The organism is Actinoalloteichus fjordicus (genome assembly GCF_001941625.1).
Taxonomy (GTDB): Bacteria; Actinomycetota; Actinomycetes; order Mycobacteriales; family Pseudonocardiaceae; genus Actinoalloteichus_A; species Actinoalloteichus_A fjordicus.
On sequence record NZ_CP016076.1, the window covers coordinates 408,575 to 434,823 of the forward strand.

The 26,249-nt window shown below is 70.0% G+C and carries 23 protein-coding genes, 1 tRNA gene and 2 riboswitches; of the genes, 14 read left to right on the top strand and 10 right to left on the bottom strand.

The features are described from left to right. Positions 1-103 precede the first annotated feature (103 nt). From UA74_RS01795 to thpD, 6 genes are all read left to right on the top strand, one after another. Positions 104-179: transfer RNA gene (locus UA74_RS01795), tRNA-Thr, on the top strand. A 280-nt stretch (positions 180-459) separates the two neighbouring features. Beyond that, the gene (gene mgrA, locus UA74_RS01800) at positions 460-1,446 is read left to right on the top strand and encodes an L-glyceraldehyde 3-phosphate reductase (protein ID WP_075738302.1); all 987 of its coding nucleotides are present in this window, start codon (positions 460-462) and stop codon (positions 1,444-1,446) included. A gap of 240 nt (positions 1,447-1,686) precedes the next feature. Beyond that, positions 1,687-2,175, top strand: a complete 489-nt coding sequence (gene ectA, locus UA74_RS01805; RefSeq protein ID WP_318533305.1) for a diaminobutyrate acetyltransferase — start codon at positions 1,687-1,689, stop codon at positions 2,173-2,175. Between the two features lie 150 nt (positions 2,176-2,325). Beyond that, complete coding sequence (gene ectB / locus UA74_RS01810) at positions 2,326-3,579, top strand: diaminobutyrate--2-oxoglutarate transaminase (protein WP_075738305.1); 1,254 nt, start codon at positions 2,326-2,328, stop codon at positions 3,577-3,579. A gap of 52 nt (positions 3,580-3,631) precedes the next feature. Continuing rightward, a complete protein-coding gene (locus UA74_RS01815) occupies positions 3,632-4,024 on the top strand; it encodes an ectoine synthase (protein ID WP_075738307.1) in 393 nt (130 codons plus the stop codon). 196 nt (positions 4,025-4,220) lie between these two features. Continuing rightward, positions 4,221-5,123, top strand: a complete 903-nt coding sequence (thpD, locus tag UA74_RS01820; protein WP_075738309.1) for an ectoine hydroxylase — start codon at positions 4,221-4,223, stop codon at positions 5,121-5,123. Between the two features lie 232 nt (positions 5,124-5,355). Here the strand turns inward: thpD and UA74_RS01825 are convergent, their stop codons facing one another. Continuing rightward, on the bottom strand, positions 5,356-6,453 hold the full coding sequence (locus UA74_RS01825) for an ADP-ribosylglycohydrolase family protein (protein WP_232237595.1): 1,098 nt from the start codon (positions 6,451-6,453) through the stop codon (positions 5,356-5,358). A 260-nt stretch (positions 6,454-6,713) separates the two neighbouring features. On the opposite strand from UA74_RS01825, the gene UA74_RS01830 reads away from it, so the two are divergent. The 3 genes from UA74_RS01830 to UA74_RS01840 all read left to right on the top strand — a co-directional run bounded on the left by UA74_RS01830 (position 6,714) and on the right by UA74_RS01840 (position 11,326). Then, positions 6,714-9,593, top strand: a complete 2,880-nt coding sequence (locus tag UA74_RS01830; protein WP_075763731.1) for an AfsR/SARP family transcriptional regulator — start codon at positions 6,714-6,716, stop codon at positions 9,591-9,593. 68 nt (positions 9,594-9,661) lie between these two features. Next, positions 9,662-10,618, top strand: coding sequence for a DUF3159 domain-containing protein (locus UA74_RS01835; protein WP_075738315.1), 957 nt, complete (start codon positions 9,662-9,664; stop codon positions 10,616-10,618). Between the two features lie 189 nt (positions 10,619-10,807). Continuing rightward, entirely contained in the window at positions 10,808-11,326 is a 519-nt protein-coding gene (locus UA74_RS01840) for a YdcF family protein (protein ID WP_232237596.1), read from the top strand. A 90-nt stretch (positions 11,327-11,416) separates the two neighbouring features. Here UA74_RS01840 and UA74_RS01845 read toward each other — a convergent pair whose 3' ends face one another. The 4 genes from UA74_RS01845 to UA74_RS01860 all read right to left on the bottom strand — a co-directional run bounded on the left by UA74_RS01845 (position 11,417) and on the right by UA74_RS01860 (position 14,585). Further along, the gene (locus UA74_RS01845) at positions 11,417-12,562 is read right to left on the bottom strand and encodes an N-acetylglucosamine kinase (protein ID WP_075763733.1); all 1,146 of its coding nucleotides are present in this window, start codon (positions 12,560-12,562) and stop codon (positions 11,417-11,419) included. 35 nt (positions 12,563-12,597) lie between these two features. After that, positions 12,598-13,278 (bottom strand): FadR/GntR family transcriptional regulator, encoded by a 681-nt coding sequence (locus UA74_RS01850; protein ID WP_075738321.1) that lies wholly within the window; start codon positions 13,276-13,278, stop codon positions 12,598-12,600. Positions 13,279-13,556: 278 nt separating this feature from the next. Next, positions 13,557-14,240, bottom strand: a complete 684-nt coding sequence (locus UA74_RS01855; protein WP_075738323.1) for a LytR C-terminal domain-containing protein — start codon at positions 14,238-14,240, stop codon at positions 13,557-13,559. Between the two features lie 48 nt (positions 14,241-14,288). Continuing rightward, on the bottom strand, positions 14,289-14,585 hold the full coding sequence (locus UA74_RS01860; protein WP_075738325.1) for a DUF3263 domain-containing protein: 297 nt from the start codon (positions 14,583-14,585) through the stop codon (positions 14,289-14,291). A gap of 673 nt (positions 14,586-15,258) precedes the next feature. Between UA74_RS01860 and UA74_RS01870 the strand changes: the two genes are divergently transcribed. The 4 genes from UA74_RS01870 to UA74_RS01885 all read left to right on the top strand — a co-directional run bounded on the left by UA74_RS01870 (position 15,259) and on the right by UA74_RS01885 (position 21,081). Then, positions 15,259-15,840, top strand: coding sequence for a peptide deformylase (locus UA74_RS01870; protein WP_075738329.1), 582 nt, complete (start codon positions 15,259-15,261; stop codon positions 15,838-15,840). A gap of 221 nt (positions 15,841-16,061) precedes the next feature. Beyond that, a riboswitch (TPP riboswitch) is annotated at positions 16,062-16,189 on the top strand. Then, positions 16,181-18,076, top strand: coding sequence for a phosphomethylpyrimidine synthase ThiC (gene thiC, locus UA74_RS01875; RefSeq protein ID WP_232237597.1), 1,896 nt, complete (start codon positions 16,181-16,183; stop codon positions 18,074-18,076). (Overlaps the previous riboswitch by 9 nt.) Beyond that, entirely contained in the window at positions 18,073-18,939 is an 867-nt protein-coding gene (gene thiD, locus UA74_RS01880) for a bifunctional hydroxymethylpyrimidine kinase/phosphomethylpyrimidine kinase (RefSeq protein WP_075738331.1), read from the top strand. Before thiC ends, thiD begins: the two co-directional genes overlap by 4 nt. A gap of 117 nt (positions 18,940-19,056) precedes the next feature. Beyond that, entirely contained in the window at positions 19,057-21,081 is a 2,025-nt protein-coding gene (locus UA74_RS01885) for an FUSC family protein (protein WP_157442138.1), read from the top strand. Positions 21,082-21,155: 74 nt separating this feature from the next. On the opposite strand, the gene UA74_RS01890 is transcribed toward UA74_RS01885, so the two are convergent. The 4 genes from UA74_RS01890 to UA74_RS01905 all read right to left on the bottom strand — a co-directional run bounded on the left by UA74_RS01890 (position 21,156) and on the right by UA74_RS01905 (position 24,159). Next, positions 21,156-21,545 (bottom strand): hypothetical protein, encoded by a 390-nt coding sequence (locus UA74_RS01890; RefSeq protein ID WP_075738335.1) that lies wholly within the window; start codon positions 21,543-21,545, stop codon positions 21,156-21,158. A gap of 228 nt (positions 21,546-21,773) precedes the next feature. Further along, positions 21,774-22,550: a thiazole synthase gene (gene thiG / locus UA74_RS01895; RefSeq protein WP_075738337.1), complete on the bottom strand. Its 777-nt coding sequence runs from the start codon at positions 22,548-22,550 to the stop codon at positions 21,774-21,776. Between the two features lie 5 nt (positions 22,551-22,555). Then, on the bottom strand, positions 22,556-22,756 hold the full coding sequence (gene thiS / locus UA74_RS01900; protein WP_075738339.1) for a sulfur carrier protein ThiS: 201 nt from the start codon (positions 22,754-22,756) through the stop codon (positions 22,556-22,558). Then, positions 22,756-24,159, bottom strand: coding sequence for an FAD-dependent oxidoreductase (locus UA74_RS01905; RefSeq protein ID WP_157433938.1), 1,404 nt, complete (start codon positions 24,157-24,159; stop codon positions 22,756-22,758). The genes thiS and UA74_RS01905 overlap by 1 nt, the downstream gene beginning before the upstream one ends. After that, positions 24,148-24,258, bottom strand: a riboswitch (TPP riboswitch). (Overlaps the previous gene by 12 nt.) 242 nt (positions 24,259-24,500) lie before the next feature. Between UA74_RS01905 and thiE the strand changes: the two genes are divergently transcribed. Then, positions 24,501-25,184: a thiamine phosphate synthase gene (gene thiE, locus UA74_RS01910; protein WP_075765910.1), complete on the top strand. Its 684-nt coding sequence runs from the start codon at positions 24,501-24,503 to the stop codon at positions 25,182-25,184. 192 nt (positions 25,185-25,376) lie between these two features. On the opposite strand, the gene UA74_RS01915 is transcribed toward thiE, so the two are convergent. Further along, complete coding sequence (locus UA74_RS01915) at positions 25,377-26,210, bottom strand: LLM class F420-dependent oxidoreductase (RefSeq protein ID WP_075738343.1); 834 nt, start codon at positions 26,208-26,210, stop codon at positions 25,377-25,379. Positions 26,211-26,249: the final 39 nt, after the last annotated feature.

Consider the following 26,249-nt stretch of genomic DNA (forward strand, 5'->3'; position numbering starts at 1 on the left):
GGGTCGGTCGTCGGCGGACGTGCCCCGCGTGTCGGGGCCGGGCAGGATGGGCATGACGAACCCGGCGGCCTACGATGTGACCGACCGCCCGCAGGGACGGCACGCCGACGTAGCTCAACTGGCAGAGCACTTGTCTTGTAAACAAGAGGTCAGGGGTTCGAGCCCCCTCGTCGGCTCCAGACAGTCGCGGCGATCGAGACGTCGCAGGCGACCACTCGCTCACCCGCATCAGGCAGACTCGACGGGCATCGAGGACGCAGGCTGCCGCGCCGTCTCGTCGCACCACGATCGGACCGCACGGTGCGTGCCGCTCGACCGCCCGAGTCCTCCTGCCCCGGTCGGTACCCCGTGATCCGAGATCGCTCCCGATCATGATCGATCAATGACGACGGCTTCACCCCGCTCGTGGTAGAACCACGCTGTTCTGCTCCCGTGATGTCGAAGTGATGAGGAACTTGTATGTCCTACCGCGCGGCGCCCGGTCGGTACGAGGACATGGTCTATCGGCGTACCGGTGCCAGCGGCCTGCGGCTGCCCGCGCTCTCGCTGGGTCTGTGGCAGAACTTCGGCGGCGAGCGGCCCTACGAGGCGGCCCGCGCGGTGGCCCGGCGGGCGTTCGACCTGGGCATCACGCACTTCGACCTCGCGAACAACTACGGGCCGCCGTACGGCTCTGCGGAGCAGACCTTCGGCAGGCTGCTGACCGACGACCTCGCGCCGTACCGGGACGAGCTGATCGTGTCCACCAAGGCGGGTTACGACATGTGGCCGGGTCCGTACGGCGTCGGCGGCTCGCGGAAGTACCTGCTGGCCTCACTCGACCAGTCGTTGGCCCGCACCGGACTCGACTACGTCGACGTGTTCTATTCACATCGATTCGATCCGGACACTCCGTTGGACGAGACGATCGGCGCCCTGATCTCCGCCCATCAGCAGGGCAAGGCATTGTACGTCGGAATCTCGTCGTATTCGGCGACGGCGACTCGGGAGGCCGCCGACATTCTGCGGCGGGCAGGCATTCCGCTGCTTGTTCACCAGCCCTCGTACTCGATTCTGAATCGGTGGATCGAGCCCGAGCTGCTGCCCACGCTCGGTGAACTCGGCGTCGGCTGCGTCGTCTTCTCGCCGTTGGCGCAGGGACTGCTGACGGATCGCTATCTCGCAGGCGTTCCCGCTGATTCGCGGGCGGCGCGGGGCGGCACGCTGTCGGCCGAGCAGTTGACCGAGGAGCAGCTGGCGCCGCTGCGCCGGTTGAACGACCTGGCGCTCGGCCGGGGACAGACGCTCGCCCAACTTGCGCTGACCTGGGTGCTGCGCGATCCCAGGGTGACGTCCGCGCTGATCGGGGCCAGTTCGACCGCCCAGCTCGATCAGAACATCGGAGCGCTCACGGCCCCGCCGCTGACCGACGCCGAACTCGCCGAGATCGACGCTGCCACCGCCTGAGGCCACTGTTGCGGGGGGTGCCTGTGAGTTCTATTCTCCAGTGTGCTATTAACACTGGTTTGACGCCAGGGGCAACCTTTTTGTTGTGCTTGTCACCGGGGTATCTGCGAATCCCCAGGTAGATGCGCGGTCCGTGAGTCGTTGACCTGGCACTTTTCGGCGGCTCTGTTACGTTGACTCATCATGACCAAGGCTCATCAAGCACGACCAAGTGATGAAAGCGGGTCAGGGGCGCGCGCGATGATCGAGGCGCCGACACGGACCGACGGTGCCGCAATGTGGAGAATTGCGCGTGATTCCGGCTCGCTGGACCTGAACTCCTCCTACGCCTACGTGCTGTGGGGTCGAGACTTCGCGGCCACCTCGGTGGTGGCGCGGATCGGGGATCGCCTCGGCGGGTTCGTGACCGGGTACCGGCGGCAGGACGCGCCGGAGGTCCTCATGGTCTGGCAGGTCGCCGTCGACGCCGAACATCAAGGTCAGGGCCTGGCGGGCCGCATGTTGGCGACTCTGGTGGACCGGGTGGTGGCGGACGGAGTGCGCTTCGTCGAGACCACGATCACCTCGGACAACACGGCTTCGATCCGACTGTTCACCGGTCTGGCGCGAGAGCGCGCCACCACGATCGAGCGGCATGATCTCTTCGCCGCCGAACTGTTCCCGGCAGGCCACGCCGCCGAAGATCTTTATCGCATCGGCCCGTTCGGGGCTGTCCCGCCCACTTTATGAAATCTTTTCGCAGCCAGGCTTCAGGCGTCCGCATCTGCGGGCGCCTCGGCCGGGGGTGGCGCTGCTGTGCATGTCGGGGATCGATCTGTTCCTGGTCCAGTGTCGTCGCATTCGGTTGGTAACTGTTGACCCCAGATCGGACGGAGTATCGTGAACGTCTTCGAAACCTTGGAATCCGAGGTTCGCAGCTATTCGAGGAGCTGGCCGACGGTCTTCGATCGGGCGAGCGGAACCTGGTTGTACGGTGCCGACGGAACGCCGTATCTGGATTTCTTCGCCGGCGCGGGCGCGTTGAACTACGGGCACAACAACCCGATCTTGAAACGTGCCTTGATCGAATACCTGGAACGCGACGGGGTGACCCACAGTCTCGACATGGGGACCGTGGCCAAACGTGACTTCCTCACCACTTTCAAGGACGTGGTGCTGTCGCCGCGCGGCCTGGACTACAAGGTCCAGTTCCCCGGTCCCACGGGTGCCAACTCGGTCGAGTCGGCTTTGAAACTCGTCCGCAAGGTCACCGGACGCGAATCGATCATCAACTTCACGAACGCCTTCCACGGTATGACCCTGGGCGCACTCTCGGTCACGGGGAACTCGATGAAGCGCGGCGGCGCGGGCATCCCCCTCGTCCATGCGACGCCGATGCCCTACGACAACTTCCTCGACGGGCGGACCCCCGACTTCCTGTGGTTCGAACGGCTGCTCGAGGACAGCGGCTCCGGGTTGAACGAGCCCGCCGCCGTGATCGTGGAGACCGTGCAGGGCGAAGGCGGGATCAACGTCGCGCGGCTCGAGTGGCTGCGGGCACTGTCCGAGCTGTGCAAACGCCACGAGATCCTGCTCATCGTCGACGACGTCCAGATGGGCTGCGGCCGGACCGGGCCGTTCTTCAGCTTCGAGGCGGCCGGGATCGTCCCGGACATCGTGTGTCTGTCGAAGTCCATCGGCGGGTACGGCCTGCCCATGGCGCTGACCCTGCTGCGTCCCGAGCTGGACGTCTGGGAGCCCGGTGAGCACAACGGCACGTTCCGGGGCAACAACCCGGCCTTCATCACCGCGACGGCGGCCCTGCAGGAGTACTGGACCAGCGACCTGCTGGAGAAGGGCACCCGTGCCAAGGGCGAGCACATCGGCCGTGCGCTCGAGGGCCTGGCCGAGTCGATCCCCGGTGTCGAGGCCCGAGGCCGAGGCCTCGCGAGGGGCCTCGCCTTCGACGTCCCTGAGCAGGCAGGACAGGTCTGCCGGGCCGCCTTCGAGCGCGGGATGCTGATGGAGACCTCCGGACCGGAGAGCGAGGTGGCGAAGCTGATGCCGCCGCTCACGGTCAGCGACGAGGAGGTGGAGCGCGGCCTGTCCATCGTCACCGATGCGGTCCGCTCCGTCTGTGGGGCGGCGGGCTGACCGGCCGCCGCACCCGTTGATCTGATCCGATTCAAGTGCTAGGAGTGACCACGTGATCGTTCGTTCGCTAGGTGAGATCGAGGACACGGAGCGGGACGTCAAGACGCCCAACTGGCGCAGCAAGCGCATCGTCCTCGCGAAGGAGGGCGTGGGCTTCTCGGTTCACGAGACCACCATCTACGCGGGCACGGTGAACGACTTCTGGTACGCCAACCACGTCGAGGCGGTCTTCGTCGTCGAGGGGCGTGGCGAGCTGACGGACAAGGAGACCGGCAAGGTCCATCCGCTGGCTCCCGGCACGCTGTACCTGCTTGACGGCAACGAACGGCACCAGGTTCGCGCCGAGACCGACATCAAGACGGTGTGCGTGTTCAACCCGCCGGTCACCGGCGCGGAGGTGCACGACGCCGACGGCGTCTATCCGCTGATCGTCGAGACCGCCTGAGCGCTCCGCCCGAGGAGACCCGACACATCCGACCACTGCTGGAGGCGATTGCTCACAGACCCCGGAGGGTATGAGATCCGGTAGGAGACCGGACATGCCGCAGACCCGAGGCTTCCTCCCACCACGAACCAAGAGAGCGGTTCGCACACGTGATGCGAACCCCTATCGGCAATTCGCCACGGAGATTGGAGAGCGCATGACTGTCGTCGACGTCGAGACCGGGGATCTCTATCCCACCCGAGTGGGTGCCGAGCCGTCACTCGTCCGCCGCCAGGACCCGGTGGTGTGGCCGGGCGTGCAGTCCGGCCCGATCGACCGCCAGACCTTGGCGAGCTACGACGAGAAGGGCTTCCTCACGGTCGACGGCCTGCTCACGCCCGCCGAGGTGCAGGAGTTCTGGCAGGAGCTCCAGCGGCTCTCCAACGACGCCGAGGTCAAGGCGGACGAGCGGACCATCGTGGAGAAGGCCTCCGACGAGGTCCGGTCCATCTTCGAGGTGCACAAGATCAGCGAGGCGATCGGCAGGCTCGCCGCCGATGAGCGGGTGCTCGATCGAGCCAGGCAGATCGTCGGCTCCGATGTCTACATCCATCAGAGCCGGGTGAACTTCATGCCCGGGTACAAGGGCAAGGGCTTCTACTGGCACTCGGACTTCGAGACCTGGCACGCCGAGGACGGGATGCCCCGGATGCGCGCGGTGAGCATGTCCATCGCGCTCACCGACAACTACCCGTTCAACGGCGGGCTGATGCTCATGCCGGGTGCGCATCGGACCTTCGTGTCCTGCGTCGGCGCGACGCCGGAGAACAACTACAAGGCCTCGCTCACGGAGCAGGAGATCGGTGTTCCTGACGAGAACAGCATCACCAAGCTGGCGGCCGAACACGGCATCGAGCAGTTCACCGGCTCGGCGGGCTCGGCGTTGATGTTCGACTCGAACTCGATGCACGGCTCGGGCAACAACATCACTCCGTTCCCCCGCTCGAACATCTTCCTGGTGTTCAACAGCGTGGAGAACCGGCTGCACGATCCTTATGGGGCCGCCGCGCCTCGGCCGACCTTCATCGCGGACCGGAACTTCATCCCGGTCCAGCGCTGACCCGGACGGCGGGCGGTGCGGTTCGTGCCAGGACGGGCGGACCGCACCGCAGGCGCGGTGGCTGCGCAGGCGCAGGCGCGCAGGCCGACCCGCTGATCACGACGCCGGGCTCTGCCGGGCGTAGCCGCACCTGTACCTGTGGCGGCCGGTACCGATCGGGCCCGCCGCACCACGACGATGTCGGGTCGAATGCCGAGGCGGGCGCGGCGCATACCGGCTCAGGCACCCCGGCTCAGGCCACCAGGTATCGGCCTTCCTCGAACTCCTCGCCCGCACACGTCGCACCGAGGTCGTAGCCGATGTCGGCGATCACGTCGGCGAGTTCGAGCCGGGCCAGCCACGGCTTGGGCAGCACGGCGGTGCCGTGCAGCGCGCCGAGGATGTTGCCCGTCAGCGCCGCCGTCGAGTCGCTGTCGCCGGAGTGGTTCGCCGCCAGCCGCAGCGCGTCCGGGAACTGCGCGGACTTGCGATGCGTCAGCGCCGCGTACACCGCGATGGCGAGGGTCTCCGGGGCAACCCAGCCCGCACCCAGGTCGGCGATGGAGTCGGCCGACGGGCCGCCGGTGTGGGGCGGCCTGCCGAAGGCCCGCGCCTCCCTCGACGCCCTTGCGTCCTCGTTGTCCCGTTCGGCTGCGCGGGCAGCGGCCGCCAGCAGGCCTGCGGTGGTCGGATCGTCGCGCAGCACCCGCCCGGTCACCTGATCCACCGCCTCGCTGAGCGTGCGGCGGCGGACGGCCAGCAGGTGCACCAGCAGTGCCAGCGACCCTGCGGGCGCCCAGCCTTCGGGGTGGCCGTGCGTCAACGCGGCGAACTGACAGCCCATCCGGTAGGCGAGTTCACCCGTCGGGGCGAATCCTGCGGGCGCCGTGCGCACCACACCGCCGCAGCCGTTGGCCGTCTCGTACTGGATGTCGTCGGTGGGCGGGTGTTCATTGGCCAGCGCACGCAAGGTCGCCAGGCCGGGGGACCGGTTGGCGTAGAGCCTGCGCTCGGCCAGCAGGCCTGCGGGATTCTCGCCGGGGCCCTTGCCCTGCTGCGTGGACAGCCAACGGCGATACGCCAGCCACACCTCGTGTGCCGGGTTCCAGGTCTGGAGATGCTTGCCGCGTACCCAGGCGCTGATGTAACCCTCGGCCGTGAACAGGGTGAGCTGGGTGTCGTCGGTGATGAGCGCGGGCTTGGGCAGCTCGACGATGCCCTCCGGCCCGTAGGCGCGATGGATCTCGGAGAGGCGGGAGAACTCCACCGGAGCACCGAGTGCATCGCCCATGGCGCCCGCCAGCAGACAGCCTGCCGCACGGTCCACCACGGTGGGCTGTGCTGCTGTCACGTTCCCCTCCCTGCGCCGCCAGTGCCCGCCGCCGCGACGCCGGGCGCGCGGGACACGACAGTAGCCTCTCTCTAACGGGTGAATCGCGGTCCGCTGGCAGAACGGGGCCGCCTGCGTCATGGTCCTCGGCACCCTGATCGAGCCTCGGCCGGTCCGCGACAGGATTCCGTGGTTTCGGTCCGAAGCAGGCGACCACGATCTACGTTGGCGGTGCGCGGCGAACGGCGCCGGCAGAGCCAGGTCGAGGAGGCAGGTCGTCCATGGACGCTCGGACGATGCCTGCTGCCGGATACGGCCTGGAGTTCCGCCTGCTCGGGGCCTTCGAGGTGCTCAGCTCCGGTAGCCCGATCCTGCTCGGCAGTCCCGCGATGCGCCGCCTGCTGGCGCTGTTGACCCTCAACGCCAACCAGGTCGTGTCGGTCGACCGCATCATCAGAGTGCTCTGGACCGGTGACCCGCCCGCCAGCGTTCGGACGATCCTGCAGGGCTATGTGTCACGGCTTCGTAAACTGATCGGCGGTGCCGCCGCCTTCGGCGACGACGTCGAGATCGTGACCCGTTCGCCCGGCTACCTGTTGCGGACCGACCCCGACCGCATCGACCTGCACCGCGCCAGGGAGCTGGCCAGGAGCGCGGCGGAGACGACGGGGACCGCACGGGTCGTGGTGCTGCGGGCGGCACTGCGACTGTGGCGCGGCCCCGCGCTGGCCGAGATGGAGGCGCTGCCGCTGCTGCGGGCGACCTCGATGTCGATCGAGGAGTTCCGGCTCGGTCTGGTGGAGGATCGGATCGAGGCAGAGCTCGCCGTCGGCATGGGCTCCGACCTGCTGACCGAACTCAACGAACTGGTCACCCAGCACCCGCTGCGGGAACGCCTGACCGATCAGCTCATGCTCGTGCTCTATCGCACCGGCCGACGGGCCGACGCCCTGCGGCGTTACCACGAGCTTCGGGAGCGCCTGGCCGAAGAGTTCGGCGTCGATCCCTCGCCACAGCTCCAGCGCACCTATGAGCGCATCCTCCGCGACGAAGCCGTGCCCGATGATGCGAGCCTCCCGGCCCAGGACGTGCGCCCCGGTCCGGTGGACTCGGAACGCGCCGGGACCGTCCAGAGCCTCGCGGTGATTCCCGCTCAGCTGCCGCCCCAGATCGGCGGCTTCGTCGGGCGTGAGGGTGAGCTGGCCGTCCTGGACTCGCTGCTGCCCAGCCGCCATCACGACGTCGGCTCGCGGATCGCGGTCGTCAGCGGCGTCGCGGGCCTCGGCAAGAGCGCACTCGCCGTCACGTGGGCGCACCGAGCGAGCGCCGCGCCCGCCGCGGAGTTCCCCGACGGCCAGCTCTTCGCCTCGCTCCGGGGCGTCGACCCCTACGAGCAGCCGGTGGCGCCCGCCGAGGTGCTGCGGCAGTTCTTGATCGGCCTCGGGCTGACCGCCGACCGGATCCCGGCGGGTCTCACCGAGCGCGTCGCGCTCTACCGATCGATCACCGCCAAACGCCGGATGCTGGTGCTGCTCGACGATGCCGTCGACCATCAGCAGGTGCAGCCGCTGCTCCCGGCCGCGCAGTCCTGCACGGTGTTGATCACCAGCAGGCGGATGCTGGACGGACTCCTGGTCACCAACGGCGCCAGGCTGATCCGGCTCGGTCCGCTGCCCGATGCTCAGGCCGGGGAACTCGTCAGCCGGGTGGTCGGCGACGTCGAGCTGACGCAGTCCGAGCTGGATCGACTGGCGAGTCTGTGCGGGAACCTCCCGCTCGCCCTGCGGATCGCGGCGGCCAGACTGGCAGGCGACGCCGAGGTGACGGTGAGCGAGCTGATCGACGAACTCGCCGATGAACGTCGCCGACTCGGTGCACTGCGGGCAGGCGACTCGCAGATCAGCGTCCGAGGGGCCTTCGAGCTGACCTATCGCAGGCTGACGCCGGAGGCGGCCCGGCTCTTCCGCCTCGTCGGCGTGCATCCCGGTGTGGAGATGAGTCGATCGGTGCTGGCCGCGATGGCCCAGACGTCCTTCGCCGCCGTCGCGGAACAGCTGCACGTCCTGGAGTCGGTGCACCTGATGTCATCCCTGGGCGACGGCCGATTCGGCACCCACGACCTGATCCGGCTCTATGCCAGACAGCTCGCCGCCGACGATTTGGGTTCGGCGGAGCGCCGGGCTGTGACGGAGGCACTCGTCGACTTCTACCTGGCGGCGGCCGAGTGCGGTCGTGACCTGATCCGCCCCACCACGGGCAGCCCGTCGTCGGAGTGGACGGGCGAACTGCCTGCGATGGGGACTGCGGAGCAGGCGGTCGGCTGGTTCGACCGCGAGTGGACGAACCTGCTGCACGCGGCAAGGACGGCGTTGCGGGAGGGCAGGAACGAGGTGGCGTGGCGGATCGCCTGGGCGGCGGCGCCCTACGTGCTGTTCCGGCATCTGCTCGACGAGTCGACCGAGTTGTTCGATCAGGGACTCGCCGCCGCTCGCGCGGCGGGCGACCGGCTCGGGCAGTGCCTGATGCTGCGGTGTCGCGTCAACGTCGACCTCTACCGCTCGGCGCAGTCTGAGGAGGCGCTCGGACATGCCATGGAGGCGCTGGCGCTCGCCGAGGAGCTGGGTGATCCCGCGATCCTGGCCCCGACGGTGAGCAGTGTGTTCACCGCACAGACCCGGCTCGGCCACTATGAGGAGGCGCGGCGTGGCGGCGAACGTGCGCTCGCCCTGTACCGAGGACTCGGCGACCTGACCGGCCAGGCGATGTCGTTGAACAACCTCGCGATGATCGACCAGTCGTGCGGCCGCACCGAGCGAGCCTACGAGCGGTGCCTGGCGGTACTCGACCTCTACCGACGCATCGACGAACCAGCCAACGAGGCGGTCGTTCTCAACAACCTGAGCGAACTCGCCGCCGAACTCGCCGACTGGCAGGCGGCCGAGAGCTTCGCCAGACGGGCCCGGTCGGTCTCGGTGTCCTGCGGGGCGTCGGTGCAGGAGGCGAAGGCGCTGAGCCAGCTCGGCGACGTGCACCTTCAGAACGGGGACGTCCTCTCGGCGAAGTTCCGGTGGGAGCAGGCCCTCACGCTCGTGCACGGCAGCAGCTCGCCGATCCGGGCCGAGGTCGAGCAGCGACTCGCCGAGCTGGCGGCCGAGGAGTAGCCCCGCCTCGGCAGTGGCGAGGCTGCCCGCTGGAGTCTGCCCACGTCCGCATCGGGCAGGCTGGGGGCGTGACGGAACATCTGGATGAGCGGAGCAGGGCGGGACGGGGTTCCGCAGCGGCGGCGGACGCGGACTCGCTGCCCCGGTTACTGGGTGGCAGGCGTGGTGCCGCCGACGCCTCGGTGCCGCCGTTGGTCTTCGTCCTCGCCTGGTGGCTCGGCCAGGGTTCGGTGCCGATCGGCGCCGGTGCCGCGCTGGCGGCCGGGCTGGTGATCGCGGTGCTGCGGCTGCGGCGAGGGCATCGGCCGGTGGCCGCGCTGCTGGGAATGCTGGGCGTCGCGGTCGCAGGCGCCGTCGCGCTGTACACCGGGCGGGCGGTCGACTACTTCCTGGTGCAGCTCCTCTCGAACGCGGGCAGCGCACTGGTGTGGGCCTTGAGCATCCTCGTGCGACGCCCGCTGCTGGGCGTGATCGTGGGCGTCCTGCTGGGGCAGAAGATGCGGTGGCGTCGGGATGCCGACCTGCTGCGTGCCTACGGTCGGTCGAGCTGGGTCTGGGTCGGGCAGTACCTGACCAGGCTGGCGGTGTTCCTGCCGCTGTGGATCGCCGAGCAGGCTGGCGCGCTCGTCGTCGCCAGGGCCGTGCTCAGCCTTCCGCTGGTCACGCTGTGTCTGGCGGTGAGCTGGGCGGTGCTGCGGCGGTCGCTGCCGTCGGGGCATCCGGGGCTCCGGCATCCGCAGAGCGGAGAGCGGGCAGGGGACTCCGCTGTGTCGTCCACCACAGGGCAGGACGGGGCGATGTCGGGGCAGGCGGTGTCGGACGGGGCTGATTCGAGCGGGGCAGCCGACCGTCTGGACACGGAGGCCGGTGTCGGATCGGACTGCGGTTCGGCGGTGTCGGGGCAGGCTGCGGGCCGTTCCCAGCCCCAGACGTCCCAGGCTCAGCCCCGGCTTGCGGGGCCGCAGTCCGAGAGATCCCTGCCCGAGACGGCGCCGGGCGGGACGTCTGGGGCCCAGACCCCCTGACCAGTGCTTCTACCGGGCTGGTGGACGCACGCCGACCCGTCGGCATGCGTCGCGTGCTGTTCTGTAACGGCCTGCGTGCCAGGGACCCTAGAATCACGTCGCATGCGGCGGAGGACTGCTCTGGCGGTTGTTGGGGCTGTCGCTCTGGCCTGGGGCGAGTGGATGAACCGGCGATGGTCGCGAATTCTCGTGGCCGAGGGCGTGGGCGCTGCTGAGAGCGTGGTCGTGGTCGTCCTGGGTTATCGGAATCCCCAGCCGACGGCGAACCTCATCAACCGCTGGCGAGTCCGTGCCGGAATTCGTTCCATCCCCGCTGACGGCGGGCCCGGCACTTGCGTGATCTTCAGCGGCGGCGCGGCGGGCGGAGGCGTTGCGGAGGCTCGACTGATGGCTGACTACGCGAAGTCGGCACTGAGGTTCGACGGCACAGTGCTGTTAGAGAGCGAGAGCCTGACGACCTGGCAGAACATCACGAACATCATCCCGCTGCTGGCGGACGCCGACCGCATCAAGATCGTGTCGCAGCCTGCACACGCGCTTAAGGCCCGCGCGTACCTGCGACGGCAGCGTCCTGACCTCGCCGAGAGGCTCGTGCGCGCGGAGGACTACCGCCCCGGCGAATGGCTGATCGCCAAGCCGCTGCTGGCGCTGTACGGGCTCCGGATCCTCCGCGGCCTTCGGAAGGACGAGCGCACTGCCTCGCCGTAGCCGGGTCGTCTGTGGCGGGTCGGTGGGTGGCGAGGTCGACTCCGTCGGGTCGCGTTCGGCAGTTCTCGCGCGTCGCAGGCCGAGACAGGGTCACGGCGAGGCGGGAGCAGCAGGCGACGCTGGCGGCCCCACGCCCGATGCCCTGTCGGCCCCCGCACCCGCGCCTACCGAGGTGGCCGTTCCATCCGCCTGCGCCCCGGCTCGCGGCGTAGCGGCCGGAATACCCCGCGCCGTAAGTCGTTGGTGGACCAGCCGCGCTGTCGTCGGATCGCCGATCGAGTCCGCGACGGCGAGCCAGGCAGCCCCGGTGGCCGCGTCGGGCGGCCCGTCGGATCGTGCGTCAGGCAGCACGCCTGCCGACTCCGCCAGCTCCGCCCGCACCTCGGCCTCGATCGGGCTGCCTGAGGTGAGCAGGCTGCCTGCCAGGATCACCGGGCTCGTCTCCCCAGGAATTCGCAAGCTGCGGACGAGCGTCGCGAGTTCGGTCGCGCCCCGGTGGACGATCCGGACTGCAGCAGGGTCGTCCGCCCGGTAGGCCGCGCTCACCAGCAGGGCGTACTCGGCCAGTCGGACCGGCGGTGCGGAGTTGACCGAGGTGATCAGCCTGCGGCGGGCCTCGCCGTTCCAGGCCGCCCCGTCCGGCGCAGGCGAGTCCGCTCCCAGCGTCGCGTCCAGCACCGAGCCCGCCAGCTCGCCATGCCGGTCGCGGCCCTCCACCGCCCGCAGCGTGTGTCTCACCGCCTCCCGGCCCAGCCAGAACGCCGAACCCTCGTCGCCGAGCAGCCAGCCGTGTCCGCCCGCGATCCTGCTGAGGGCGTTCCCGTCGATCCTGGCCGCGATCGCGCCGGTGCCCGCGATGAGCACCACGCCGGTGGCTGCCTCGGTCGCGGCCGCGAACGCCGTCTCAACGTCGCTGAGAACCCGCAGACTCGCGGCCGGACCTGCGGCGGCGACCCACGCCTGCTGAAACGCCCCGGCCACCGCCGGATCGCTGAGCCGGGAGACGCCTGCCATGCCCAGCACACCCGCCACCACCCGATCGGCGCCGCCGTCGCTGAGCAGCCGTTGCAGGACGTCGGTGAGCCGGGCCGTGGCCACCTCCACCGGATGGGCGTTGGGGTTCGCGCCCTCGCCCCGAGCCCAGGCGTGTCGACGGCCGTCGGCCGAGGCGAGCACCGCTGTGGTCGACGTGCCGCCGATGTCGACGCCGATCACCAGATCGGGCGGTTCTGCCATGGCGCTGCCCCTCACCGCGGGCGTCGGGGTCGGCGTCAGTCCTCCGCCGATCCACGCAGCGCCTGCTCGATGTGCGTCAGATGGGTACGTGCGTGATAGCGGGCGAGTTCGGCCTTCCCGGCCGCCAGCGCGTCCACGATCAGCCGATGCTCGTCCAGCGTCTCCCCTGTCTTACCGTCCTGCGCGAGCCGCCGCCAGAGGCTCGCGTCGACGGTCGGGCTGTGCAGCGCGGCCAGCAGGCTGCCCAGATAGGCGTTTCCCGCCGTCCTGGCTATCTCGTGATGGAAGTCGAGTTCGTGGCGGACCAGGTCGGGGACCGGGTCGTCGGGGCGGATGGACGAGCACAGCGTCCGCAGCCGGTGCAGCACCGGAGGCGTCATCCTGGCCGAGGTCATCGCGGTCGCCTCTGGCTCGAGGATACGTCGGACCTGGAGCACTTCGAGCGCGGAGTCGTGGTCGCGGTACATCTCCAGGGCGAAGGCCAGCGAGTCCAGCATCTCCTCGGCCCGCAGGCTGGCGACATAGGTGCCGCTGCCCTGCCGGACGTCGAGGATGTGCACCAGCGCGAGCGCGCGCACCGCCTCGCGCAGCGAGTTGCGGGACAGCCCGAGACCGTCGGCCAGCTCGGACTCCGGTGGGAGTCGGGCGCCGGGCACCAGTTCGCCGCGCTGGATCATCTCGCGCAGCCGGGCTATCGCGTCATCGGTGACGGCCATCGGAAACCCCCGTGCGTTGCCGTACCGGGCAGGGCATCCGCCAGGATAAGCCGATCCGATGCGCCGAACGGCCTGATCAGGTGGGCTGTACGGGTGATGCGGGGTTGCTCCGATCGGGGTAGTCTGCGAGGGCCCGTCTCACCCCGCCCCCTCGGTGAGGCGGGCTTCTCCGCGCTCGGACGCCTTCGCTGCCGAGGCGGCCGGAGATGTCGTCGGTCGTCCCGTCCTGGCAGGTCCGCAGCCTGCCGCCGAGCGGCTCGACGGCCCGCGCCGCGCTCTTACTTGGGATCGACCGTGGTCGAGCCGTAGTCGTTGGTGACGATGAGGACCACGCCGGGACCGAGGTCGGCGATCCCGTCGAACCGCGGCTCCACCCGGATGCCGAAGGCGCTGCCGATCTCGCCTGCCGCGCCCTCTTCTGCGGTGCCGGGGCGGTAGTAGGCGGTGGTGGTCTCGATGATCCCGGCCGAGTAGTTCTCCACCTCGGCCACGTCCCAGCCCGCCTCTTCGAAGTCCTCTGCCGCGTCGGCCGCGAGACCCCGGATGGTGCTGTTGTTGAAGATGCGCAGGGGAGTGTCGGTGGAGGGAGAACCCAGTTCGGCGTCGCTGCCGCCTGCGCCCGAATCGCCGTCCTCGCCGCCGCCCGTGCCCGAGTCGGGCCCGTCGGCGGGGTCTTCTGCGTCTGCGGAGCCCTCGGAGTCGTCTGTGGAGCCCTCGGAGTCGCCGTCGTCAGAACCGCCCGCGTCGCCCTCGGTGGGATCGGTGACGTCCTCGTCGGTCGACTCGCCTGCCGTGGCGTCCGACGAGCTCGTGGCGGGCGGGTTGCTCTGCTCGGCGAGCGAGTTCTCGCCGCTGGTCAGGCTCATCACCCCGACGACCAGCGCGATCGCGGCCAGGCCGAACATGCCGAAGGCGACCCCCCGCAGTGGTCGTGCCGAGCCGGAGGGCTCCACGCTGCTCATCCCTGGCCTCCTGCATGCTGCTGCACAGTGTTCAACGTCTAACCGAGATCAGTGAAGGTCGAGGCTCTGTCGTCGGGCCGCTCTGGATCTCGCCCGCCCGCCACGCTGTCTGAGAAGTCTCTTGACCAGCATCGGGTCGGCCTGTAACGCTTCCTTGCGGTCGAGCAGCCCGTTCAAGATCTGGAAGTAGCGGGTCGCCGACATGTCGAACAACTCGCGGATCTTCTGCTCTTTGGTGCCTGCCTGTTTCCACCACTGCCGCTCGAACGCCAGGATCGCACGTTCCCGCGTGGTCAGCTCGGCGTCGTGCCGAGGGGCAGGCGGATACGCCTCTGCGGCCTCCATCGGGCTCCTCGCCTCGTGATCGTGGACATCGTGATCTCGGACGTCCGGGTCGTGGACGTCGTGGTCGGGCAGTGGTGGGGCGGCGGATCGAACAGGCGGTGACCTGAACCGGCGGTGGTCTCCTGCGGAGTGGGCGTCCGAGCAGGCGACACCGTCTCCTGTGGTCGGACGGTCGTTCTCCGGACAGGCCATGGTGCATCGACCTCTTTCCTCGACCGACCGGCCGTCGTGCTGACGACACCCGCTGCCGACACGGGCATCGCCGATGGACAGACTCTGCCGTGGAGCCGACATCGCCTGCCGGTACCGGACGGCATCGCTGTCGTCCGGGCCCTCCTCATTACATCACGTGTCGCCCACCAGATCGCGAAGATCGAGCCGCGTCCTGCGGCTGTCGTCCTGGCCGCGCTCGAGGTGCCCACCAGTGATCACCCGCCGTGAGCCGACGGCTCGCGTGCACCCTGCGGCGCACCCGATGGAGGGGATCGAAGACAACCGCTGACGACCCTGTCCTCGATCCCCTGTCTTCCTGTTGCGTGGGGCAGGCGCGGCGATCTGCGGCGTCGTCGATCACCCTGGCTCCGTGCCTGCTTGCTCCGGTTGCCGGGCAGCTGATCCACGCTGATCCCCGCTCACGGCGGAGTGGGATGCAGCCGGCCTCTAAGCTCTCGACATGGCGATTCATCCGATTCGGATCGCGGGCGACCCGGTCCTGCATCAGCCCACTCGTCCGGTGGAGACCTTCGATGACGAGCTGCACGTGCTGATCGAGGACATGTTCGAGACGATGGCGGCGGCCGAGGGCGTCGGTCTAGCCGCCAATCAGATCGGTGACGACCGCAGGCTCTTCGTCTATCACTGCCATGACGACGAGGGCACCTGGTACCGGGGAGTCGTGGTCAACCCGGTGCTGGAGACGTCGCCCAGACCCGAGTCGATGCCCGATCCCGAGGAGGACCTCGAAGGCTGTCTCTCCGTCCCCGGCGAGGTCTTCCCGACCGGCAGGGCCGACTGGGCGAAGGTGACGGGCCAGGACGCCGACGGGGCACCGGTCTCCGTCGAGGGCAACGGATTCTTCGCTCGCTGCCTCCAGCACGAGACCGACCACCTCGACGGTCACCTCTATCTGGACCGGCTGATCGGCCGGAACAAGCGCGAGGCCAAGCGGATGCTCAAGGTCAACGAGTGGGGAGTTCCCGGGCTCTCCTGGAATCCCGCCGAACAGCAGGCCGAGTTCGTGGCCGAATCCCGCTGACCTGCGACGGATTCCTTCCTCGCCACACATCCCGCTCGGGCACCCGGCGGTGTTGTCCGGCCCATCGCGGCCGCCGGGCCTTCGCCGTGGGCCGAGCCCGACGGCGGCCGGACGTGCGCCATGGCGCCGCGGTGCTCCTGCCTGCGACGAGCGCCCCGGCCGCCGTCCGGGGGTTTACGTCGGACCGCTTCGATGACTAGCCTTCGACGCGCAATCTCATAACTTCACATCGCGGGAGCTCGCGCCGAAAGCGGGCTGAGAGGGCGGCTGGACCTGTTCGGGTCCGGTGCCGCCGACCGCACGAACCTGTCCGGGTAATGCCGGCGTAGGGAGGAATGCCATGTCGGCGTCAGCAGAGTCAGCAGGTCAGTCTCCATCGCACACTCGTCAGCAGGAGCGGTCTGCTTCGGCTGAAGTAATCGCCGCCTCGGCGGGAGAGAGTGCCTCGGCGGGAGTCGTCGCCGCCTCGGCGGGAGAGAGTGCCTCGGCGGGAGTCGTCGCCGCCTCGGCGGGAGAGAGTGCCTCGGCGGGAGTCGTCGCCGCCTCGGCGGGAGAGAGTGCCTCGGCGGGAGTCGTCGCCGCCTCGGCGGGAGAGAGTGCCTCGGCGGTCACCACCGGCCCGATCATCGGTTCGCGCAAGGTCTACCTCGACACTCCGTCTGGGCTTCGGGTACCGCGACGACGGGTCCTGCTCACCGACGGGGCGCACCTCGACGTGTATGACACCTCGGGGCCGTACACCCACGACGAGCCCGACATCGACCTGCACCGGGGGCTCCCCGCGCTGCGGGCGGGCTGGTCGGCCGAGCGCGACGCCGACGCCGCATCGACGAACGCGGTGCAGACCCAACTCGGTCTGGCGAGGGCGGGAGTGATCACCAAGGAGATGGAGTTCATCGCGGTCCGCGAGGGCGTGTCCGCCGACCTGGTCCGCGACGAGGTGGCCCGAGGTCGGGCGGTGATCCCGGCGAACCGCTGCCATCCCGAGTCGGAGCCGATGATCATCGGCAAGCAGTTCCTGGTCAAGATCAATGCGAACATCGGCAACTCGGCCGTCTCCTCGTCGATCGCCGACGAGGTGGACAAGATGGTGTGGGCCACCCGGTGGGGCGCCGACACCGTGATGGACCTGTCCACCGGCAGGCGCATCCACGAGACGCGGGAGTGGATTCTTCGCAACTCGCCGGTGCCCATCGGAACCGTGCCGATCTACCAGGCCTTGGAGAAGGTCGGCGGCGATCCGACGAAGCTGTCCTGGGAGGCCTATCGGGACACCGTGATCGAGCAGGCCGAGCAGGGCGTCGACTACATGACCGTGCACGCGGGCGTCCTGCTGCGTTATGTGCCGCTCACCGCGCGCCGAGTCACCGGGATCGTCTCGCGCGGCGGCTCGATCATGGCGGCCTGGTGCCTCGCCCACCACCAGGAGAGCTTCCTCTACACCCACTTCGACGAGCTCTGCGAGATCTTCCAGCGTTACGACATCACCTTCTCGCTCGGTGACGGACTCCGCCCCGGTTCCATCGCGGACGCCAACGACGAGGCGCAGTTCGCGGAGCTGCGGACGCTCGGCGAGCTGACTCATCGGGCCAGGGCCTTCGACGTTCAGGTGATGATCGAGGGACCCGGCCACGTGCCGATGCACAAGATCGCGGAGAACGTGCGGCTCGAGGAGGAGCTGTGCGGGGAGGCGCCGTTCTACACGCTCGGTCCGCTGGCCACCGACATCGCGCCCGCCTACGACCACATCACCTCGGCGATCGGCGCGGCGATGATCGCGCAGGCCGGGACGGCGATGCTCTGCTACGTCACGCCGAAGGAGCACCTCGGGCTGCCGAACCGGGACGACGTCAAGACCGGGGTGATCACCTACAAGATCGCCGCGCACTCGGCCGACCTGGCCAAGGGCCATCCGCACGCGCAGGAGCGCGACGACGCGCTGTCCAAGGCACGCTTCGAGTTCCGGTGGGTCGACCAGTTCAACCTGTCGCTCGACCCGGACACCGCCCGGTCGTTCCACGACGAGACGCTGCCCGCCGAACCGGCGAAGACCGCGCACTTCTGCTCGATGTGCGGGCCGAAGTTCTGTTCCATGAAGATCACCCAGGACGTCCGCCGCTATGCCGAGGAACACGGGATGACCTCGCCGGACGCGATCGAGGCCGGGATGCGGGCGAAGTCCGACGAGTTCGCGCAGCGCGGTGGCCAGGTCTATCTGCCGGTGGTCGGACCGTGACGGGGCGGCGGGCCGAGCCGGGCGCGGTTCCCCCGCCGGGGGCGACGCCGAACACGGCACTGACCATCGCGGGATCGGACTCGGGCGGCGGGGCGGGCATTCAGGCCGACCTGAAGACCTTCCTGGCCTGCGGTGTGCACGGGATGACGGCGCTCACGGCGGTCACCGTGCAGAACTCGCTCGGGGTGACCGACTTCCTCGCCCTGCCGCCGAGCCTCGTCGCCGCACAGATCCGTGCGGTGGCGCCAGACCTGGGCGTCGGGGCGGCCAAGACGGGGATGCTCGCCTCCGCCGAGATCGTCGACACGGTGATCGAGGCCTGCGGTCAGGCGTCGATCGGGGCGGGCCGGTCGACGCCGCTGGTGGTCGACCCGGTGGCGGCCTCGATGCACGGCGACTCGCTGCTGGCCCTCGACGCGCTGGCGGCGGTGCGAGACCGGCTGCTGCCGATCGCGACGCTGGCCACCCCGAACCTGGACGAGGTGCGGCTGCTCACCGGAGTAGAGGTGACCTCGCGTGCCGGGTTGCGCAAGGCGGCCGAGGCGATGCACGAGCTCGGCCCGTCCTGGGTGTTGATCAAGGCGGGCCATCTTGCCGAGGACCCCGAGTGCGTCGATCTGCTCTTCGACGGCGCGGAGTCTCATGAGCTGCCCGGGCCGAGGATGCGCACACCACACACCCACGGGGGCGGGGACACCCTGGCGGCCGCGGTCGCCTCGGCGCTGTCTCGCGGGTGTTCGGTGCCCGAGGCGGTGCGGTTCGGCAAGCGCTACATCATGCGTGCCGTCGCGGGGGCGTATCCACTCGGCGCGGGCACCGGCCCGGTCTCGGCCTTCTGGCGTGTCTCCGACGATCCGGTCTGACCTGGGCAGCCCGCAGGCGTTCCGGCGGAGTCCGATCGGCTCAGCGGGATGGTTCCGAACGGAGCCACCCCGCGCGCTGCCACCACATTCGTCGATGATTCATGGATCATCGGACCCGTGGCTGGTCGGGTCTTGACAGACGTATGGATTCCGGTATCACTGCCGCAGTCGGGCACGGTGCCGATGCGGCAGGTGGTGCTGACGACGCTGGTCATCGGCATCGGCGCGCTGCCCGCAGTGCTGCTCGGCTTCGGCGGCGCGGCGATCGCGGGCGCGCTCGTCGCCGTGTTCAGCCTTGTCGTCGCGGGCGGCGGGCCGCTGCGCGCCGACCTGCGAACCCTCTCCTGGGCGGGGCCCGCGCTGATCGTCGTGATGGCGGCGGGTTCCCTGCTGAGCGGGGTGACGGCGGTGGTCGTCGTCTTCCTCATCGTGTTCGGCTCGGGAATGCTCGCGACGCTGGGCAGGCATTACGCGGTGGTCGGGCAGAGTCTCGCCGCCGCGTCGCTGGTGGCGATCACCGGCGGCATCAGCGCCGAGGACGGCCCGGCGCTGGTGTTCTTCACCGGCGCGGTCGGGCTGGCCCTGGCCGTCGCGCTGCGGGTGTCCACCGGCCGCGACGATCCGTCCGGCCCGACCAGGGCGATCGTCGCGGGTACGCTGACCGACCGCGACCCCGGCTCCCTCGACTATGCGACGCGGATCTGGCGGTCGGACGGATCACCGGAGTGGCTGGGCCGAATCCTGGTGGGGACCGCCGAGTACCGGGCAGGCCGGGCAATGCTGGCGGTGCAGACGGATCAGGCCGACGGCGTCGAGGAGGAGCGCCTGCAGGCCGTTCTCGACGACGCCGAGCTGGTGGCGACCGAGCTGGCCATCGCGGTACGGGCCAGGGCGTGCACCGGGCTGCCGTCGCTGGCCAGGCTCGATCCGGCGGCCAGGGCGATACATCTGCACGGTGACGCCGAACTGCCGGACTCGGTGGACACGATGCGCGTCGGTCTGGAGCGGATTCGGATCGCCGTGCTGGAACGGGTGCCCGGCCGGGCGCCGAGGGCCTCGGCGCGGGCCGCGATGCACCGAGCGATCGGCGTCCTGCTCGCCCACCTGTCGTTCCGCTCCTCGCTGTTCCGGCACTCCCTGCGCTGCGCACTGGCCGTCACCGCGGGAATGGTGGCGGTCCTGTGGCTGCCGGACGAGTCGGCCGCGCCCCTGCTTCTGGTGCTGTACGCCGTGTTGCAGCCGATGCTGCGGGACACGATGGAAGGCGCCCTGCAACGAACCGGGGTGGTGGTGTTCGTCGTCGCGCTCCTCGCGGTCGTCGCCGCCTTCCTGCCCTGGCCGGGCGTCCTGCTGCCGTTCGGCCTCGTCGCGATGATCCTCGGCGCCTCCCGACTGCGGACCAGCCTGCCGCTGTTGTTGTTCTGCTTGCTCGGCGTGATCGTGGTGGTCCGGGTCCTCCAGGAGGACCGTGCGCCGACCGCACTGGCGATCAACATCACCGCCATCAGCGCGATCGGTGCGACGATCGCCCTGCTCGTCGGCTTCCTCAGCTATCTGGTGCTGCCCGGCAGCATCACGCCGGACGTGCCGGGCACCCTGCACCGGGCGGTATACGCGGTGCGCGACCTGGCCGCCGGAGCGCACGGCGCGCTGGACACCAGGGAGGGCCGACGCGCGCTGCGCTCGGCGAACGTCGTCGCGCTGCGCAGGACGCAGGACCTGCTCGGCTTGCAGGCCCGGCTGGAGGAGGCAGGCCCCGAGGCACAGTGGACGGTGCGTCGCGCTGCCTCGGCGGTGCACGCGCTGCGGGCCGCACTGGCCCAGATGGCGTTTCGGCCCGACGACGAACGGGCGAAGGCGCTGCCCGCGGCCGTGACTGCGGAACGGGTGCTCGACTACGAGAGCAGACAGCCTGCCAGGGTCGACCTCAGCAGCCTGGCCGGGCCGACGTTGCTGGTCGCGCCGATCCTGGAGGCCACCCTGATCGCCCGCTCCGCCATCGAGGAGGTCCGCGCCGTCGACTGGAGCGAGCCCAGCGCCTTCGACGCGGACGGCGAGTCGCTGGGCATGACCGCCGATCCACGGCAGCCCGACCGATGGAGCCTGGCACGGGAGGACGCGGTGCCGTCGGTCGACGACTGACGGCGGACGGCGAACAGCTGCGCCATGCAGGTGCGAGGTGTTCACATCGAGCAGGCTCACCATCGGGAGTCTGCTCAGCTCGGTGGGCGTTCTGCGGGTGGTGAGTCGAGTCTGGTCTTCTCCTCTCCTTCGGCTCGGGCCGGCGTCTGGCTCGGGATGTCGAACCAGGCGATCTCGCCTGGATGGACCCGTTCGCCACGATCGGCTTTTCTGTTGCACTCGCTGACGATGTACTCCGCCGACTCCTCTCGGCTCTGCCGCCAGGGCGCGAAGCCGTCTGCGGTCAGATCTCCCGGAACTATCCGACCTTCCATGACCAGCTTCTCAGCGACGGTGGCTGCTATTCGCAGCCGAGAGAAGTGGTCTGGTGCCTGGTGGCGCACGAAGTAGATGATCTCAGGAACGCTGATGTAGTCGTCTTCGGCGGCTTCCAGGACGCCTTCGACGGTGTCTCGGTCGATCACTTTTTCCAGCCTGCCCGGTTGACGCGAATCTCGACCCTTTTCGATTCGCCGTCCTGATGTCCACGGTCGGGTCGGGCGAACTGGTGGACTTCCTTCGGTATCCGATCAGCGTGCCGTCGGACTACCTCCACGTGATCACGATCGGTGATCGATGGTGGCTGTTCGTGCCGGTGCCACGTCAAGAGTGTTCACTCGGGCGGATGGCAGCCCAGCCACGTCACCCCGCCGTCACCCGGCCGCCGTCCGGTCGTCGCGGTCCGGGCTGGAGGCGTGGGCCCAGAAGCGTCGGGGAATCCGGCCCGCCAGCCGGGCGTCCCGGCCTGCCGCGACGGCCGCCCGCATCGCCCTCGCCATCCGGGCCGGTTCGTTCGCCCTGGTCACCGCCGTCGCGAGCAGCACTGCGTCGCAGCCCAGCTCCATCGCCAGCGCCGCGTCCGATGCCGTCCCGATCCCGGCGTCCAGGATCACCGGCACGGTGGCGCGCGCGACGATCAGCTCGATGTTGTGCGGGTTGCGGATGCCGAGACCGGTCCCGATGGGCGAGCCCAGCGGCATCACCGCCGCGCAGCCGACGTCCGCCAGTCGGGCGGCCAGCACGGGATCGTCGTTGGTGTAGGCCAGGACCACGAAGCCGTCGGTGACGAGCTGATCGGCGGCGTCCAGCAGTTCGACCGGGTCGGGCAGGAGCGTGTCGTCGTCGGCGACGACCTCCAGCTTGACCCAGTCGGTCGCCAGGGCCTCTCTGGCCAGCCGGGCGGTCAGCACCGCCTCGGCCGAGGTGCGGGACCCGGCCGTGTTGGGCAGGACGTCGATCGCCAGCCTGCGCAGCAGATCGAGCACGCCCGCCCCGCCCGAGGTGTCCGTGCGACGCATGCTCACCGTGGTCAGCTCGGTGCCGGAGGCCACCAGCGCCCGCTCCAGCTCGCCGAGTCCGGTCGCGCCGCCGGTGCCCATGATCAGGCGCGAGGAGAACTCCCGGCCTGCGATCGTCAGGGTGTCGTCCACGTCGGTCAGCCTCCCTGCACGGCGGTCAGCAGCTCGACGGTGTCCGCAGGTCGCAGCACGACCTCGTCCCATCGCGCCCTCGGCACCACGACACCGTCGACGGCGACCGCCACGCCGGATCTCGGTGCGTCGCAGGCACGGACGGCGTCGGCGACGGTGGCGCCGTCGGCGAGTTCGCGGTCGACGCCGTTGATCAGCACGTTCATCAGTCGGATTCCTCCAGGTCGGCGTGGGATGCCGCGATCGTCGGCTCGCCCGGACTCGATGCGGACCGGAGTCGGGCGGGGTCTGCCGCGCTCAGGACGGACGCCGTCGGCAGGCCGAGCAGCGCATCGACCACGGCGTCGGCCGTGATCGGGGCCAGCAGGAAGCCGTTGCGGTGATGGCCTGCGGCCACCAGCAGGCCGGGCGCCAGCTCGCCGATCAGCGGCAGGTTGTCCGCTGTCGCGGGACGGAGTCCGGCGGCACATTCGAGCAGTTCGTACTCGGCGATCGCGGGCAGCAGGACCTCGGCGTCGCGCAGCAGGTCGCGCACCGAGCCTGCGGTGACGGCGGTGTCGAAACCCGCCTCGTACTGGGTGGCGCCGACGACGAGCCCGTCCTCGTCGCGGGGCACCAGGTAGACCGGTCTGCCCCGGACCCGCCCCCGGACGGTGCGCCGAGGCGGCGGCAGCGTCCCCGGCCTCGCTCGCAGGCGGAGGACCTCGCCCTTGACCGGGTGCAGCGCGCCGCGAAGCCGTTCGTGCAGGCCGGTGCTCCACGGGCCTGCGGCGATGACGACGTGATCGAAGTCGAGCGGCTCGGCGCCATCAGGGCCCGTCAACCACACCCGGCCGCCTGCCGAGGCAGCGCCGGGATCGCCTGCCGGTCTGCTCGGCGCTCCATCGCCCGGGCGGCTTGCTGCTCTGTCTTCGGGGTGGCTCGCTGCTCTGCCCGCTGGGCGGCTTGCCTCTCTGTCGACTGGGTGGCTCGCTGCTCCATCTTCTGGGCGGCTCGCCGCTCTGTCGACTGGGTGGCTCGCCGCTCCATCCTCTGGGCGGCTCGCCGCCGACACCGCCTCACGGGCCAGGAATCGGACACCGCCTCGGTCGCAGGCTGCGCGCAGTGCCGTCAGCAGCATGCGGTTGTCCACCGCGAGATCGCCGGGGACCGAGAGACCCGCGCGGACGGCCGGGCCGAGCGCCGGTTCCAGTCTGCGCATTTCACGGCCGTCGAGCCGGTCGACTTCGCGGCCGAGATGCGCCAGATAAGCGGCGAGCCGATCCAGGTCCGTCTGGTCCGCGCGATCGGCGGCGACCACCACCGTGCCCTCGGTGCGCAGACCCGGCTCCCGGCCGGACGACGCCGCCAACTCGGCGGCGAAGTCAGGCCAGGCTCGCAGCGAGGCCGCGCCGAGTTCCAACAGCGCGTCCTCGCCGGGCCAGGCCTCGGACACCGGCGCCAACATGCCGCCCGCCACCCACGAAGACCCGGAACCCGGCCGCGGATCGATCACCGTGACGTCAAGACCTCGGGCCGCGGCCCGCCAGGCCGTCGACAGCCCGATCACGCCCCCGCCGATCACGGCGAGTCGTCCTCGGTTCGACCGAACACCCATCACTGTTGACACCACGCTCCCTGCGCCGGCATGACCCGGATCAGGTTCGACGGTCGGGGTCGGCAGACCCCCTCTCAGCCCTGTTCCCTCAGGGCTCCCGTGCGGACCGGCCCTCACCGTAACCCGCCGGGACGGCCCTCGGCCACCATTCGCCCTCGCCGAAGCAGGAATCGACGGCACGCTCTGAAGAGCCTGTTTCTGATCCCTGCTGTCGGAGTCGCGCGGGCAGGCGCGGCGATCGGCGGCGTCATCGTCGGTCACCCTGGCTCCCTCGAGTCGCCTGGCAGCTCAGCCACGCCGATCCCCGCTCACGACTCCAGGGGGACCGAAGACAGGCTCTTATGCTGGGCGGCATGCCTGGGATGAGTGCCGCACAGCGGCGAGACCGGCTGGCCGACGCGCGGCTGTACCTCTGTACGGACGCCCGTCGCGAGCGCGGCGATCTCGCCGAGTTCGTCTCGGCGGCGCTGCGTGGCGGTGTCGACATCGTCCAGCTACGGGACAAGGGGCGGCCTGCGGAACCGTTGGAGGCTACGGAGGAGCTGGCCGCACTGGCGGTGATCGCGGAGTGCTGTGTCGAGTACGGCGCACTGCTCGCCGTGAACGACCGAGCCGACATCGCCCTGGCCTCGGGCGCCGACGTCCTGCACCTCGGCCAGGGCGACCTCCCGGTGAGCTGGGCTCGACGGGTGATCGGCGACGAACCGATCATCGGCCGATCCACCCATGACGTGAGGCAGGCGGCCTCGGCGGCGACGGAACCCGGCGTGGACTACTTCTGTACCGGACCGTGCTGGCCGACCCCGACCAAGCCCGGTCGGACCGCACCCGGACTCGACCTCGTCCGATCGACGGCCGCGCAGTCCGTCGACGGCAGGCCCAGGCCGTGGTTCGCGATCGGCGGCATCGACCTGCCGCGCCTTGACGAGGTCCTTGCGGCGGGCGCCGATCGAGTGGTGGTCGTCCGGGCGATCACCGAGGCGGCCGACCCCGAGGCTGCGGCGCGGGCGTTGTCCACCCGGCTTCGCGAGGCCTAGGACGTCGCGGCGAACCAGCAGGCTGCTTCGCCGCGAGGACCCCGCGAGCGGCTCCTCCCGACCCGCGCGGCGCGCAGCGGAGCGAGCCGGGAGGACCCCGCACCCGAACGCTGCCGGGCTTCTTCGTCGCCTTCGCCGGATGCCGCAGGCCGCCGGGTGCTCACCAGCGGCCTGCGGCGCCGCACCTCGGCGTCAGAGCAGCCGGTCGGCGAGTGCGCGATAAGCGGGCAGCAGTTCATCGTCCCGCTCGGTGAGCACCTGGAGGCTGACGTGATCGGCCCCCGCCGCGATGTGTTCCTCGACCCTGGCGGCGACTGCGTCGATGTCGCCCCAGGCCACCAGCGCGTCGATCACGCGATCGTTGCCGCCGTCGGCCAGCTCCTCGTCGGAGAAGCCGAGACGGCGCAGGTTGTTGAGATAGTTGGTCAGCGACAGGTACGGGTTCGCCACCGGGGGACGGCCGATCGCGCGGGCCCGCTCCGGGTCGGTCTCCAGGACGACCTTCTGCTCCACGGCCAGCGTCGCAGCCGAGCCGAGGATCTCCCGTGCCTGCCGGGTGTGCTCCGGGTTGGTCAGGTAGGGCAGGGCCGCCGCCGTCCGATCACCGGCCAGTTGCAGCACCTTCGGGCCCAGCGCCGCCAGCGCCCGAGCCTCGACGCCGACGCCCTCGGCGTCGAGTTCGTCGAGATAGTCGACCAGCGTGGCGTACGGCCGTCGATAGTCCGAGGTCGCCTCGGGATGGCCGATTCCGATACCGAGCAGGAAGCGGTCGGGATGCCGTTCGGCGATCCGGTGGTAGGAGGCCGCCACCTGGTGAGCGGGCACCTGCCAGATGTTGACGATCGAGGTCGTGACCGTCAGCCGCTCCGTCGCGTCGAGCACCGACTCCACGAGTCGGAGGTCTCCCGGCGGTGAGCCGCCGATGGACAACGCGCCGAAGCCGAGGCGGTCCAGTTCCACCGCGAGGTCCTCGGTCACCCCCGGTGCTCCGCGCCAGATCCCGATCCTGCCCAACGTGACACCCATGTGGCGTCTCCTTTCCGTCTCCACGTGCAACGCGGACGG

Bases quoted from the DNA above. Each gene is read 5' to 3' on its own strand.
- mgrA (WP_075738302.1), top strand. From the start codon at position 460: ATGTCCTACCGCGCGGCGCCCGGTCGGTACGAGGACATGGTCTATCGG.
- ectA (WP_318533305.1), top strand. From the start codon at position 1,687: ATGATCGAGGCGCCGACACGGACCGACGGTGCCGCAATGTGGAGAATT.
- thpD (WP_075738309.1), top strand. From the start codon at position 4,221: ATGACTGTCGTCGACGTCGAGACCGGGGATCTCTATCCCACCCGAGTG.
- UA74_RS01830 (WP_075763731.1), top strand. From the start codon at position 6,714: ATGGACGCTCGGACGATGCCTGCTGCCGGATACGGCCTGGAGTTCCGC.
- UA74_RS01845 (WP_075763733.1), bottom strand. From the start codon at position 12,562: ATGGCAGAACCGCCCGATCTGGTGATCGGCGTCGACATCGGCGGCACG.
- UA74_RS01850 (WP_075738321.1), bottom strand. From the start codon at position 13,278: ATGGCCGTCACCGATGACGCGATAGCCCGGCTGCGCGAGATGATCCAG.
- UA74_RS01855 (WP_075738323.1), bottom strand. From the start codon at position 14,240: ATGAGCAGCGTGGAGCCCTCCGGCTCGGCACGACCACTGCGGGGGGTC.
- UA74_RS01860 (WP_075738325.1), bottom strand. From the start codon at position 14,585: ATGGAGGCCGCAGAGGCGTATCCGCCTGCCCCTCGGCACGACGCCGAG.
- UA74_RS01870 (WP_075738329.1), top strand. From the start codon at position 15,259: ATGGCGATTCATCCGATTCGGATCGCGGGCGACCCGGTCCTGCATCAG.
- thiC (WP_232237597.1), top strand. From the start codon at position 16,181: ATGTCGGCGTCAGCAGAGTCAGCAGGTCAGTCTCCATCGCACACTCGT.
- thiS (WP_075738339.1), bottom strand. From the start codon at position 22,756: ATGAACGTGCTGATCAACGGCGTCGACCGCGAACTCGCCGACGGCGCC.
- thiE (WP_075765910.1), top strand. From the start codon at position 24,501: ATGCCTGGGATGAGTGCCGCACAGCGGCGAGACCGGCTGGCCGACGCG.
- UA74_RS01915 (WP_075738343.1), bottom strand. From the start codon at position 26,210: ATGGGTGTCACGTTGGGCAGGATCGGGATCTGGCGCGGAGCACCGGGG.